A 13,803-nucleotide genomic window follows, 5' to 3' on the forward strand; every position below is an offset into this window, starting at 1 on the left:
CGGCGGCCGCCACCGCGGGTCGCGTCCGGTTCCCGGGAGCCGGTCCGCGACCTCCGCGGTGCCACGGATCAAAGCACGGCCGCTCGTCGGGCTTCCACTCAACCAGGGCTCTCACCTGGGAATTTGTGCTCCATGAGCGAGGAAGCGTGCAGGGGCGCACACGCTGCCGCGGCCACTTCTTCACATGCTGCGCGGCATCGGTCCACCCGTTCCCTTGCCACTCCCGTGCCGAATCGGACAGTCCCGGCCCATCGGTGCACAGGGGGGCGCGCGCGTGTGCAGATCCCCGGGCCGCGGTGACCTCGCTGGGCACGGGCTGTGCAGATTCCCTGAATCCGGGATTCCGCCGCGGACCGTCGACGCAGCGTCGTCGGACGGTGGCGTTCCGTACCCGCCGGGGCGGTGCGGCGGGTACGGCGCCCGTCGTGGTCGGTCAGCCGAGGATCGCGTACACCGTGCTCGCCCGCGCGGCGGCCTCCGCCGAGCCCTCGGCGGTCATCGTGACGTCCGCGAAGGCCATGCGGCGGCCCAGTTTGGTGAGGACCGCCTCGATCAGCACGTCCGCGTCCGTCACCGCCCGCTGGAAACTCGTGGACTGCTGGACCGTCGTCATGGGGACGAAGGCGCCGCGGGCCGCGGAGACCGCGATCACCGTGGCCGTGTCCGCGGCCGCCATCAGGGCCTGGCCCGACAGGGAACCGCCCTCCCGGGCCAGCCGCGCGGACCACGGCAGCCGCAGGACCGCGCGGTGCTCGTCCAGCTCCGTGACGGACAGGCCGAGGTCGAGCACCCAGGGGGCGAAGTTGTCGGCGAGGATCTTGTCGGCTTCGACGAGGGTCAGTGTCATACGGCGCATTGTTCCCCTCCGGGCCGCCGACCCCGCCGCGCGGGACCGGCGGTCTCTCCCGGGTCCGGCGCTCCGTTCCGGTCCGAGGGGTCCCGCCCGCGCTCCGGTGATCTTCCGGCGGAGGAAATGGACTGATTGACTCCGCAATCGGCGTCTTTGGCGAAACCAACTTCCGCAATTTGCAATGGCAGTTGAACACCCCGGGCGGCATGCGCGTATCAACAGGCAACCAGGCGCCCCCCTAGTCAGCTGCCGGACGCGGCATCGACCCCGTCCCCAGGAGGTCAAGAGTTGAGTCACAAACGGATACCCAAGCGCAAGGCCGCCATCGCGGTGGGCGGCGTCGCGGCGCTCGGAGCGGCGGCTCTGCTGCTGCCCAACGCCAACGCGTCGCAGTCGAACGGGGACGCCGCCACTCCCAGAACCTTCAAGACGAACGACGTCTCGAACGTCGCCTCCATGCTGGCCACCCAACTGGGTGACGCGTACGCCGGCTCGTACTACGACGCTCAGCAGAAGCAGCTCGTCGTGAACGTCGTCGGTAACGACAGCAATGCCGTCGACCAGATCGAGAAGGCCGGAGCGGTCGCCCACCAGGTGCGGAACAGCACCGCCGCGTTGCAGACCGCCGCCAAGACGCTCAAGGCCGACGCGTCGGTCCCGGGCACGGCGTGGTCCGTCGACCCGAAGACCAACGAGATCCGCGTGACCGCGGACTCCACCGTCACCGGCGACAAGTGGGACACGGTCGAGTCGACCGTCAAGGGCCTCGGTTCCGGCGTCGCCACCCTGACGAAGTCCGCGGGAACCCTCAAGACCTTCGTCGACGGCGGTGACGCCATCTTCGGCGGCAACGCCCGCTGTTCGCTCGGCTTCAACGTCACCGCGGGCGACGGCACCCCCGCCTTCCTGACCGCGGGCCACTGCGGTGTCGCCGCCGCCAAGTGGTCGGACTCGCAGAACGGCGCGCCCATCGCCACCGTCGACCAGGCCACCTTCCCCGGTGCCGGCGACTTCTCCCTCGTCAAGTACGACGACCCGGCCACGCAGACCAACAGTGCCGTCAACGTCGGCAACGGGCAGAGCGTCCAGATCAACGCGGCCGTCGACGCGACCGTGGGCCAGCAGGTCTTCCGGATGGGCAGCACCACGGGTCTGCACGACGGCAACGTGACCGGTCTCAACGCCACCGTGAACTACCCGGAGGGCACCGTCACCGGCCTCATCCAGACCGATGTGTGCGCCGAGCCGGGCGACAGCGGCGGCTCCCTGTTCACCCAGGACGGCGGCGCGGTCGGCCTGACCTCCGGCGGCAGCGGTGACTGCACGGCCGGCGGCGAGACCTTCTTCCAGCCCGTCACCACCGCGCTGGCGGCGGTCGGCGCGACGCTGGGCGCCGGTGACGCGGGCGCGGGCGCAGGTGCGGGCGACGCGGGCGCGGGTGCCGGTGACGCCGGTGCGGGCGACGCGGGTGCCGGTGCTGGTGACGCGGGTGCGGGTGCCGGTGACGCCGGTGCCGGCGGCGCGGTGGACCCGAGCGCGAGCGCCGAGGCCCCGGGTGCCGGTGACGCCGTTGACCCGAGCGCGAGCGCCAGTGACGCGGCGGGTGCGGGCACCGGCCAGAACGGGACGCACCACAAGTCCCACAGGAAGCACCACTAGTCCGGTGCCGCGGCCTCGCAGCCGGCCGCGGCCACGGGTGACGGTCCGGACCTCGTGTCCGTCCCGTGGAGCCGGTGAATCCGGCGATCAAGAACCATCGGCCGACCAACGGAACAGGGAATTCCGGTCGGCGGTGGACAGGTCCGGCCCTCCGGCGGGAGGGCCGGACCGCCCCTCATGCGGCGCCGGTCCCACCGGGCGGCCGTACCCGCAGCAGAAGCAGCGCGACATCGTCGGGCCGCTCCCGCGCGACCCCGTCGCCCTGCTGGAGCAGGGTGTCGGCCAGCTCGTCCAGGGACCGGTGCCCGTTCGCGGCGAGCCGTCGCGCGAGACCGGCGAGGGCGTCCTCGATGTCGACGCCGGGGGATTCGATCAGGCCGTCGGTGTAGAGGGCGAGCACGGACCCGGGGACGAGCGGAACCTCGGTCGTCGGATAGACGGCGCGGTCGTCGACCCCCAGCAGCGGCCCCCCGGCCAGATCGAGGACCTTCACCTTGCCGTCCGGCCGCAGCAGCAGCGGCGGCGGATGCCCCGCCCGGGACATCACGGCGATCCCGCGCGCCGGGTCCAGACGCAGGTACAGACAACTGGCGAGCAGCTCGACGCCCAGGTCGATGAGCAGCCGGTTGGTGCTCCCCATCACCTCCTCCGGCGCCTGGCCGACCGCCGTGTACGCGCGGACGGCGGTGCGGATCTGTCCCATCAGCCCCGCGGCCGTCACGTTGTGCCCCTGCACGTCCCCGATCACCGCCGCCGCCCGGCCGTTCGAGGACACCAGGTCGTAGAAGTCCCCGCCGATGTCCATGCCCTGGGTCGCCGGCAGATAGCGCGCAGCCGCCTCGACCGAGGCCAGTGGCGGGAGCGAGGCCGGCAGCAGCGCGTCCTGCAGGCCCTGCGCCAGTTGGAGACTCGCGTCGTAGAGCAGGGCACGTTCCAGGGCCTGGGCGATCAGCCCGCTCAGACTGGTCAGCACCGCCCGCTCGTCGGCCGCGAAGTGGTGGGACTGCGCGTACCCGAGGACACAGGCGCCCACCGGCCGTCCGGAGGCGACCAGGGGCAGGTACGCCCACGCGCCCATGCCGTCGGGCGTGGCGTTCCGCGACGGGTACAGACGTTCCAGCTGCTCGCGCGAGTCGAAGAACGCGGGCACACCGGTGTTCAGCGCCTGGGTGCCCGGCGTCTGCTCGCTGAGCGGCATCCCGTTGAAGCGCTCCACGACGTGCGCGTCCGGATAGCCGCGGTGCCCCAGCACGTGCATGCGCCCGGCCCGGCCTTCGAGGACGACCAGGGACTGGCTGCCGACGGCGGGCGAGATCTCGTCCGCCACCAGCTGCACCACGTCCTGCACGCCCGCCGCCTCCGTCAGCGCGCTCGCCAGGCTCAGCACGTGGGAGATCGTCACCAGACGCGGGCTGCCGTCACGCCGCTGCGGCCCCGCCCGCGTCATCTCGGACACCGGCCGGGCCCGCGAGATCCGCACGCTCAGCCCGTTCGTACTCGGATACAGGCGGAAGGAGAGCCAGTCGCCCGGCGGGCGCAGCGCGACGAAGGAGGTCACGTGCTGGCTGATCAGCGCCGCCCGGTAACGGTCCTCGTAGACCGGGTCGTTCAGCCAGGGCACGGCCGCCCACAGCTGGGTGCCCAGAAGACCGCTGACGGGCACGCCGATCAGCTCGGCCGCCGCCGCGTTGGCGAAACCGACCCGTCCGTGCAGATCCAGCGAGCACAGCCCGTACGGCAGCCGCCCCACCATCCGCGCGGCCTCCACCGAGCCGAGCGTGCCGCCCGGCACCGCCGCGGACGCCGAGAGCAGGTCCGGTTCGGGGGGCAGCGGGCGGTTCTCCGCGACGGCCCGCTCCAGGCGCAGCGCGAGCCGGTCGCAGGCCGCGGTGAGACGTTCGCGTTCCCGGTCGGACAGGTCGGGCGGATGGGAGCCGGGCCAGGTCACGTAGACGGCGCCGTAGACGGTGGCCGCCGTCGCCACCGGAAGCGCGGCGAGCGCGAAGGGGTACGGGAGCACCACCGCGATCCGGGGAAACCTGCGGGCCATCTCGTGCTCGCCGCCCACCCAGACCAGCCGCCGCTCCCGTACCGCCTCGGCGACCGGGATCGGCGCGCTGAGCCCCACGCGTTCCCACGGCGCGGCGAAGGCCCGGGGCAGCCCGGCGGAGACCGTCATCTCCAGCACCGGTTCGTGGGAGGCCAGCAGATAGACGGCTCCCGAGTGCGCGTGCACGTCGTCCATCATCGCGGCCAGCGCCAGCGACAGCAGCGGACGTCCCACCGGGGCCGGCCGGGCGGCCGGTGCCTGTGCGGCCTCCTGTCCGTCGGACACGGCGACCACCTCCTCGCGGAGCCGTCCACGACCTCCGCACCTGTCAGGGATCAAGGCTCCTCCCCGGAAGCCCATCGCGCACGGCGAGCCGCCCCGGCCGCACGGCCCGGAGCCCCGCCCCCGGCCGGCCGGAACACGAACCGTCACCCCCGTCATGGGAGCACTGTGTGGAACACATGAGCCGCGATGGATTCGATTTCGTTCGATCGGCCGTCCCGTACGGGCTCCGCCGCAGGCCCGACGAGTCCGGAACGGTCACAGGGGCTGCGCCCGGGCCCGGGAAGCGCTGTAATGACGGCGTGGTCAGTGAGGGTGCTGCGGAACGCGGAACGAGAACGTCGCGTGCCGAACTTGCCCTGAAGACGCTCACCGCGGATCTCGACCCGCGCGAACGGCTGCACCGCCTGCTCGAACAGGCGCTCGTCTTCACCGGTGCGGCCGTGGCCGCCGTGTACTCACCGAGCGTGAGCGGCGGTGAACTGCATCTGGCCGAGTCCGCGGGGGTGCCCAGGACACTGTACGGGCTCCGCGACAGCTACCCCCTGTCCGGCGACTCCCCGGCCGCGGAGGCACTGCGCTCGGGACTGCCGTGCTGGCTCGGACCGGAGGAGCTCGCCCGCTGCGCCGACGCCCGGCGACTGGCCTCCCAGGACTTCTCACTGGCCGTGCTGCCCCTGCGGGACAACGGCTGCCTGGTCGCCGTCAGCGACGGCCCCGCCGGCTTCGGAGACGAGGACCGGGCCTGCCTCGGGCTGGTCGCCGACGCCGTCGTCGTCCCGCCCGCGCCGCCGCCGGACGCCACGGCGGACCTGCCCGCCAGCTCGTTCAGCCTCGCCATGGACACCGGGCACGTCGAGGTCGACCACGAGGTGCTCGACCTGTTCGGACTGTCCCCCACCGCCTTCGACGGCAAGGTCGAGACCCTGCTGGCGGTGGCCGTGCCCGAGGACCTCCCGGCACTGATGTCCGCGGTCGAACCGGACCACACGTCCGTCGGCGACCGCGAGCTGGAGTTCCGCATCCTCCAGCCGTCCGGCGGTCACAAGTGGCTCCGGCTGCGCGCCCGGCTGCTGCCCTCCGCCGAGGGCCGCCCCGCACGGCTCGTGGGCACCGTCTCCGACGCCTCCAAACTGCGCTCCGGCCTGAACGACGTGGGCCGCGTCCAGCGCCTCGCCGCCGCCCTCGCCACCGCCGGCACCGTCCGCGACGTCGGCCAGGCCGTCGTCGCCGCCCTGCGCAAACCCCTCCAGGCCGACCGGATCGCCGTCGCCGAGCTGGAGGGCGACCGCCTCGTCGTCACGCTCCTGGACCCGCCCCAGCCCGAGTTCTGGCCCGAGCTGTGGCGCAGTGAATGGCGCTCGGAGTGGCCCGACGCCCCCGTCCGGGCCATGCCCACGCTCGCGGCGGCCCTCAACGAGGGACGGCCCGCCATCTGGCCCGCCGGCGCGGACCTGGAACCCGCGCTCTCCGAGGTCGGCCCCGGCGGGCTCGCCGTCCTGCCGCTGCCCGCGGGCGGCCGCATGGCGGGCGCCTGCCTGATCGGCTGGGACACCCCGCACGAGTTCGGTCCCGAGGAGCGGGCCCTGCTCACCGCCTCCGCCGGCCTCGCCGGGCAGGCACTGGTGCGCGCCCACGCCTTCGACGCCGAGCACGAACTGATCGGCATGCTCCAGCGGACCCTGCTCCCGCGCCGGCTGCCCCGGCTGCCCGGCGCGGTCGCCGTCGCCCGTTACCTGCCCACCACGTCGGGCCTGGACGTCGGCGGCGACTGGTACGACGTCATCCCGCTGCCCGACAACCACGTCGCCCTCGTCATCGGTGACGTCCAGGGCCACAACGCCTCGGCCGCGACCGTCATGGGCCAGATGCGCACCGCCCTGCGCGCCTACGCCGTCGAGGGCCACCCGCCGGACGTGGTGGTCTCGCACGCCAACCGGCTCCTGCTCGATCTGGAGACCGATCTCTTCGCGACCTGCTGCTATGTCGACATCGACATGGAGGAAGGGTCCGCCTGGTACGTGCGCGCGGGACACATTCCGCCCGTACTGCGCCACCCGAACGGCCGTACCGAGGTCCCCGCGTCCGAGACCGGGCCGCCGCTCGGCGTCGTCCGGCAGGCCGACTTCCCCATGAGCCCGATGCGGCTCCAGCCCGGCACCATCGTCGCGCTGACCACCGACGGCCTGGTCGAGTCCGTCGAACTCGACATCGAGGACGGCCTGAAACGGCTCGCCGAGGGCCTGGCCGGCTCCGACCCCGCCCACCTCGGACTCGTCGCCGACGAACTGCTGACGAGCGCCAACCGCAGCGACGACGTGGCGCTCCTGCTGATGCGGTACGACGGCATGGAGATCCTGCCGCTCCGTGAGAGCTGGACCGTCTGGAGGGTCCCCGAGGCGGTCCGGCACGCCCGCCGGTACACCCGGCGCGCCCTGCGGAGCTGGGGCGTCGGCGAGTACACGGACGCCGCCCTGCTGATCGTCTCGGAGCTCGTCACCAACGCCCTGGTGCACACCGACGGCCAGGTCAGGCTCGACCTCACCCTCGTCAACCACCGCCTGCGCATCGCGGTCGCCGACAACTCGCCCCGCACACCGATCAAGCCCACCAGCATCGGCTGGGAGGCCACCGGAGGCCGCGGCATCCTCCTCGTCGAGGCGATGTCGGCGACCTGGGGCACGGTGCCGGTGAGCGGCGGGAAGCAGGTCTGGAGCGAGATCGCGCTCGACTGACGAGGGGAAGCCGTGCGACTGCTGCTCATGTCCGACACCCACCTGCCGAAGCGGGCCCGGGAACTCCCCGCCGCCCTGCTCGCCGAGCTCGCTCCGGCCGACGTCGTGATCCACGCCGGGGACTGGGTGGACACCGCCACCCTCGACCTGCTGGAGGCCAGGTCCCGGCGGGTCGTCGGGGTGTACGGCAACAACGACGGTCCCGCCCTGCGGGCCCGGCTCCCCGAGACCGCCCGTGCGGAGCTGGGCGGCCTGCGCCTCGGAGTCGTCCACGAGACCGGCTCCGCGCGGGGCCGAGAACAGCGCTGCGCGCGGCGCTTCCCCGACCTCGACGTCCTGGTCTTCGGCCACAGCCACATCCCCTGGGACAGCACCACGCCCTCCGGCCTGCGCCTGCTCAACCCCGGCTCCCCGACCGACCGCCGCCGCGAGCCGTACTGCACGTACATGACGGCGACGGCGGCGGACGGCCGGCTGACGGACGTGACCCTGCACCGCCTGCCGCCGCGCACCGCCTGATCCCGCGCCGGAGTCAGCGGGGATGGACCGCCCCGTCCCTCTCCGTCAGGGGCACCCCGCTGCCGCCCCGGCGCAGCGCGACGATCTCCGCCGCGACGGACACGGCCACCTCCTCCGGGGTACGGGCTCCGAGGTCGAGGCCGACGGGAGAACGCAGCCGGGACAGCGCACGCTCCGGCACGCCGGCCGCGCGCAGCCGTTCCAGCCGGTCGTCGTGGGTGCGGCGGCTGCCCATCGCCCCGATGTACGCGGCCGGACGGCACAGGGCCTCCTCCAGCAGGGGCACGTCGAACTTGGGGTCGTGGGTCAGGACACAGATCACCGTGCGCTCGTCGGTCGCCTGGCCGCCCAGATAGCGGTGCGGCCAGTCCACGACGACCTCCACACCGGCCGGGAACCGCCTCGGAGTGGCGAAGGCCGGGCGGGCGTCGCACACCGTGACCCGGTAGCCGAGGAAGCCGCCGACGCGGGCCACGGCGGCCGCGTGGTCGATCGCGCCGAAGACCAGCATGCGGGGCGGCGGGGCGAAGGAGTGCAGGAAGACGGTGACGTCGTCCCCGCACCGCTCGCCGTCCGGCCCGTAGTGCCGCAGCCCCGTGACACCCTGCGCCGACCCGCTCCGCACGTCCGCCGTGACGGCACCGTCCAGCCCGACGTCCCCGAGCGAACCGGACACCCCGCGATCCGGCCCCGCCGGGCCGGTCACCGCGCGGTGCGGGCCCGCGGGACCGGTCACCGCGCCGGGTGGGCCGGACACCACGTGGTCAGGGTCTGCCGCGCACGGCGGACCGGGCGTGACGCGGTCCGGGCCGACGGCCTCGGACGCGGCGCCGTCCGGTCCCGCCGGGCCGGGTGAGCCGGGCGTCGAGCCGGCCGGGCCGGGGGATCCGGACGGCGGACCGGGCACTTCGCGGTCCGGATCCGTGGATCCGGGTGGTGGACCGTCCTGGGCCGCTGACCCGGGTGATCCGGGCGGTGGGCGGTCCCGGGGTGCCGACCCGGGCGTGCCGGGTGGTGGGCCCTCCGCGGGCGGATCCGGGCGAGGCCGTACGGCCAGCGTCGCTCCGCGGGGCGCGGGGCCGTCGGTCACCGTCGCCAGCGTCACCGGGCGGCCCGCCGCCACCGCCTCGGCCACCACGGCGAAGGCCGGATCGTCGGCGGCCGACACCCGTCGGACCAGGAGGGTGATCTCACCGCCACAGGTGAGTCCCACGGCGAAGGCGTCCTCGTCGCCGTACCCGAACGTCTCCAGACGCGCCTCGCCCGAGGCGGTCACCTCCCGGGCCAGTTCGAAGACCGCGCCCTCCACGCAGCCGCCGGACACACTGCCCACGACCTCGCCGTCCGGGCCCACCGCCATGGCCGCGCCCGGCTCGCGGGGCGCGCTGTGGCCGACCGCTACCACTGTGGCCAGTCCGAAGGGCGATCCGGCCGCGTACCACTCGTACAGCGCGGGGAGGATGTCACGCACCGTCCGCTCCTCTCGCCGTGGGGCCGGGCCCGCCCGGGGACCGGCCGCCTTCGAGGCCAGGGGTTCCGCCACCTTCAAGGATCAGGAACCGGGCACCTTCAAGCATCCGCTTCGCGACGCGGTTTCGTTGAGCGTTAATACGTTGCCGTCCCGGGCGGCCGCCTGCTCCACTGGCGAGGACGCGTTCACCGGGACCGAGGAGCAGCACCATGCGCACACCGTTCATGTCCACCCAGGAAGGAATCACTCTCGTCTCGAAGGACATGACACCTGGTGCACATGCTCAATCTGGGAATCCTGGCGCACGTAGACGCCGGTAAGACAAGCCTGACCGAGCGGCTGCTGCACACGGTCGGGGTCATCGACGAGGTCGGCAGCGTCGACGACGGAAACACCCGGACCGACTTCCTCGCGCTGGAGCGGCAGCGCGGCATCACGATCAAATCCGCCGTCGTCTCCTTCGCGGTCGACGACCTCACCGTCAACCTGATCGACACCCCCGGTCACCCGGACTTCATCGCCGAGGTGGAACGGGTGCTCGGAGTGCTCGACGGCGTCGTCCTCGTCGTCTCGGCCGTGGAGGGCGTGCAGGCGCAGACCCGCGTGCTGATGCGGACCCTCCAGCGGCTGCGCATTCCCACGCTGATCTTCGTGAACAAGATCGACCGCCGTGGAGCCCGCCACGAGGAGATCCTGGAGAGGATCTCCGAGCGCCTCACCCCGGCGATCGTCCCGATGGGCGAGCCCGGCGAACTGGGCACGCGCGCCGCGTACTTCGCCCCCCATTCCGCCGACCGACTGCGGCCGCACCTCCTCGACCCGCTCGCCGGCCACGACGAGGAACTGCTGGCCGCGTACGTCGAGGACGGCGTGTCCTACGAGCGGCTGCGCGCCGCTCTCGTCGAGCAGACCGGGCGGGCCCTGGTGCACCCCGTGTTCTTCGGATCGGCCGCGACGGGCGCGGGTGTCACCGAACTGATCGCGGGGATCCGGGAGTTGCTGCCCGCGGCCGAGGCGGACACCGACGGGCCGCTGTCGGGCACCGTGTTCAAGGTCGAGCGGGGAGCGGCCGGGGAGAAGATCGCGTACGCGCGGATGTTCTCGGGGACCCTGCGGACCCGTGACCGGATCGCCCTGCGCGACGGAAAGGAGGGCAAGGTCACCGCGATCAGCGTCTTCGACCAGGGGGAGGCGGTCGGTGAGGCGTCCGTGACCGCGGGACGCATCGGCAAACTGTGGGGGCTCGGCGCGATCCGGATCGGCGACACCATCGGTGAACCGCGGCCCTCGCCGGCGGGTGGGCACCACTTCGCACCGCCGACCCTGGAGACCGTCGTCTCTCCGGGCCGCCCGGCCGACAGGGGCGCGCTGCACGCGGCGCTCACCCAGCTCGCCGAGCAGGACCCGCTGATCGGCCTCAGACGCGACGAACTGCGCGGGGAGATCTCCGTGTCGCTCTACGGCGAGGTGCAGAAGGAGGTCCTCCAGGCGACCCTGGCCGACGAGTACGGCGTCGACGTGCTGTTCCGCGGGACGACTCCGCTCTGCGTCGAACGGCCCCTGGGCACGGGCGCGTCGGTCGAGTTCAACAAGAAGGACCCGAACCCCTTCCTCGCGACCGTCGGACTGCGCGTCGACCCGGCGCCGATCGGCTCCGGCGTGGAGTTCCGGCTGGAGGTCGAGCTCGGATCGATGCCGTACGCCTTCTTCAAGGCGGTCGAGGACACCGTCAGGGAGACGCTGGGGCAGGGACTGCACGGCTGGCAGGTCACCGACTGCGTCGTCACGATGACGCACTCGGGCTACTCGCCGCGCCAGAGCCATGCCCACCAGGGGTTCGACAAGAGCATGTCCAGCACGGGCGCCGACTTCAGGGGCCTGACCCCGCTGGTGCTGACGGCGGCCCTGCGCGCGGCCGGCAGTCAGGTGTACGAGCCGATGCACCGCTTCCGCCTGGAGGCGCCCGCGGACACGCTCGGTGCCGTGCTCCCCCTGCTGGCCCGGCAGCGGGCCGTGCCGGGGACCACGCGGATCCAGGGCTCCTCGTGCGTGCTGGAGGGGGTCCTGCCGGTGGTGCGGGCCCACGACCTGGAGCAGCAGTTGCCGGGCCCGACACGAGGAGAGGGCGAGCTGGAGTGCGCCTTCGACCATTACGCGCCCGTGGCGCGGGGCGCGGTCCCGGACCGTCCCCGCACCGATCTGAACCCGCTGGACCGCAAGGAGTACCTGCTGAACCTGACCCGCAGGGTCGGCTGGTGAGCCGGCCGGGCACCGCCCCGGTCCCGTACGGGGGCGGTGAGACGCGAAACTTACTCATGAGTCAGAGGTGTTGACGCCTTCCGGCACCGGCAGGACTGTTGTGTACATGTCGAAGTTACGTGCGCGTCTGCTCGGCGTCCTCGTACTCCTCACCGGTCTCCTCACGGCGGCGGGCACCCGGCCCGCCGCCGCCGACGGACTCCCCGACTCCCTCTGGTTCGACCAGCCGGCCGCCGCCGCGCTCACCGTCGTGAACGGCCGCTTCACCGACGGCCTCGGCCGTGAGGTCGTCCTGCGCGGCTACAACGTCTCCGGCGAGACCAAGCTGGAGGAGAACGGCGGGCTGCCCTTCGCCTCGGTCGCCGACGCGGCGAAGTCCGCGACGGCGCTGCGTGCCCTGGGCGGCGGCAACTCCGTGCGCTTCCTGCTCTCCTGGGCGCACGCCGAACCGGTCCGCGGCCAGGTCGACAGCGCCTATCTCGCCGCGGCCACCGACCAGATGCGGGCCTTCCTCGACGCGGGCATCCGTGTCCTCCCCGACTTCCACCAGGACCTCCACTCCCGCTACTTGTTCAACACGGGCAGTTGGTACTCCGGCGACGGCGCCCCCAAGTGGGCCGTGGTCGCGGGAGGTTATCCTCAGGAGTCCTGCGGCATCTGCCTCTTCTGGGGCCAGAACATCACCCAGAACAACGCCGTCAAGGCCGCGCAGTACGACTTCTGGCACAACTCCTACGGGCTCCAGGACGCCTTCCTGGCCACGGCGCAGGCCGCCATGACGTACGTCCGGCAGCACCTGACCGCCGCCGAGTTCGCGGGCGTCACCGGCTTCGACCCGTACAACGAGCCCTACGCGGGCAGTTACGACCCGGGCCAGACCAGCCGGACCTGGGAACGGGACCTGCTGTGGCCGTTCTACGGGAAGTTCCGGGCCCGCATGGACGCGGCCGGATGGCAGGACAGGCCCGCCTTCGTGGAGCCGAACCTCTTCTGGAACGCCAACATCACCTCCCAGCGGCAGGAGGGCGGACTGCTCGACGCGGGCACCCTCGGCCCGCGCTACGTGCTCAACACCCATTTCTACGACCAGAAGGCCATCTCGGGCGTCCTCATGTGGGGCAAGGCGGGAGACGGCCAGTACACCGGCGACTTCGGCACGGTACGGGACCGGGCCGCGGCCGCCGGGACCGCGGCCGTCGTCTCCGAGTTCGGCCACCCGCTCTCCGGAACGGTCTCGGACAAGGCCCCGACCGTCGACAAGGCGATGTACCAGGCCCTCGACTCCCGTCTCTCCGGCGCCGGCTGGTGGTCGGGGGCGGCCTCCTCGGGACCGGTCCTGTCGGGGACCCAGTGGCAGTGGGACATCTACAGCGGACGTCACCACGAGCTGATGAACGACAACCCCGGCAAGGTCCTGACCTCCGGCGACGCCTGGAACGACGAGGACATGTCCGCCGTGCGCCTCGACGGCTCGGGCACGGCCGTGCTGCGCCAGGACGCGCGGCTCCTCGACCGTCTCTACCCCGCGGCCACCACGGGCTCCGCCCTCGCCTTCACCTACGAGGACCGTTCCCGCGACGGCTCCGCCACGCTGACCTGGAACCCGGTCCCCTCGACCCTGCCGCAGGTCTCCCGGCTCGTGGGAACGGGGCAGTACGGCCTGCTCGTCTGGCGCTCCGACGGCGGCACCGCCCCGACGGAACTCCATCTGCCGGCGTCCTTCACCGCCTCGGCGACGACGGTGGTGTCCGACCTCGGGGCGACGGTCTCCCCGCCCGCCTACACCCCGGACACGCCCGTCGCCGTGGCTCCCGAGCCGGGCGGCACCGGAAGCCGCCGCCTCCTGCTCACCGCGTCCGGCCCGGGAACCGTGCACTACGCGCTGGTCACGAACGGGGCGAGCGCCCCGTCCTCCGCGCAACTGGACGGGGCCCGGACCGAACTCGCCGCCTGGGCCGCCGCGCGCTTCGGCTGAGTG

At 72.9% G+C, this 13,803-nt stretch carries 8 protein-coding genes and 1 pseudogene; 5 read left to right on the forward strand and 4 right to left on the reverse strand.

The genetic code is table 11. From position 1 onward, the window contains the following. Positions 1 to 433: 433 nt before the first annotated feature. Complete coding sequence (locus CW362_RS01320; protein ID WP_103547395.1) at positions 434 to 847, reverse strand: PaaI family thioesterase; 414 nt, start codon at positions 845 to 847, stop codon at positions 434 to 436. A 291-nt stretch (positions 848 to 1,138) separates the two neighbouring features. On the opposite strand from CW362_RS01320, the gene CW362_RS01325 reads away from it, so the two are divergent. Then, positions 1,139 to 2,509, forward strand: coding sequence for a S1 family peptidase (locus CW362_RS01325; protein ID WP_206300824.1), 1,371 nt, complete (start codon positions 1,139 to 1,141; stop codon positions 2,507 to 2,509). A 175-nt stretch (positions 2,510 to 2,684) separates the two neighbouring features. Here CW362_RS01325 and CW362_RS01330 read toward each other — a convergent pair whose 3' ends face one another. Continuing rightward, positions 2,685 to 4,853 carry a SpoIIE family protein phosphatase gene (locus CW362_RS01330; protein WP_376450827.1) on the reverse strand — a complete coding sequence of 723 codons (2,169 nt, stop codon included), beginning with the start codon at positions 4,851 to 4,853 and terminating at the stop codon, positions 2,685 to 2,687. Positions 4,854 to 5,143: 290 nt separating this feature from the next. Here CW362_RS01330 and CW362_RS01335 point away from each other — a divergent pair, with 290 nt between their 5' ends. Further along, positions 5,144 to 7,576: a SpoIIE family protein phosphatase gene (locus CW362_RS01335; RefSeq protein ID WP_103547397.1), complete on the forward strand. Its 2,433-nt coding sequence runs from the start codon at positions 5,144 to 5,146 to the stop codon at positions 7,574 to 7,576. A 12-nt stretch (positions 7,577 to 7,588) separates the two neighbouring features. Further along, positions 7,589 to 8,095, forward strand: coding sequence for a metallophosphoesterase family protein (locus tag CW362_RS01340; protein WP_103547398.1), 507 nt, complete (start codon positions 7,589 to 7,591; stop codon positions 8,093 to 8,095). Between the two features lie 13 nt (positions 8,096 to 8,108). On the opposite strand, the gene CW362_RS45560 is transcribed toward CW362_RS01340, so the two are convergent. Together CW362_RS45560 and CW362_RS45565 are read right to left on the reverse strand one after the other, a co-directional pair. After that, a complete protein-coding gene (locus CW362_RS45560; RefSeq protein ID WP_476756082.1) occupies positions 8,109 to 9,152 on the reverse strand; it encodes an XdhC family protein in 1,044 nt (347 codons plus the stop codon). Next, positions 9,138 to 9,566 (reverse strand): annotated as a pseudogene (locus tag CW362_RS45565) (XdhC family protein); the annotation flags it as partial. The pseudogene CW362_RS45565 and the gene CW362_RS45560, both read right to left, overlap by 15 nt. Positions 9,567 to 9,845: 279 nt before the next feature. Here CW362_RS45565 and CW362_RS01350 point away from each other — a divergent pair. Both CW362_RS01350 and CW362_RS01355 read left to right on the forward strand, forming a co-directional pair. Further along, positions 9,846 to 11,825, forward strand: a complete 1,980-nt coding sequence (locus CW362_RS01350) for a GTP-binding protein (RefSeq protein WP_376450627.1) — start codon at positions 9,846 to 9,848, stop codon at positions 11,823 to 11,825. 106 nt (positions 11,826 to 11,931) lie between these two features. After that, positions 11,932 to 13,800 (forward strand): glycoside hydrolase family 5 protein, encoded by a 1,869-nt coding sequence (locus CW362_RS01355; RefSeq protein ID WP_103547571.1) that lies wholly within the window; start codon positions 11,932 to 11,934, stop codon positions 13,798 to 13,800. Positions 13,801 to 13,803 lie beyond the last annotated feature (3 nt).

The organism is Streptomyces populi (assembly GCF_002911015.1).
Classification (GTDB): domain Bacteria; phylum Actinomycetota; class Actinomycetes; order Streptomycetales; family Streptomycetaceae; genus Streptomyces; species Streptomyces populi.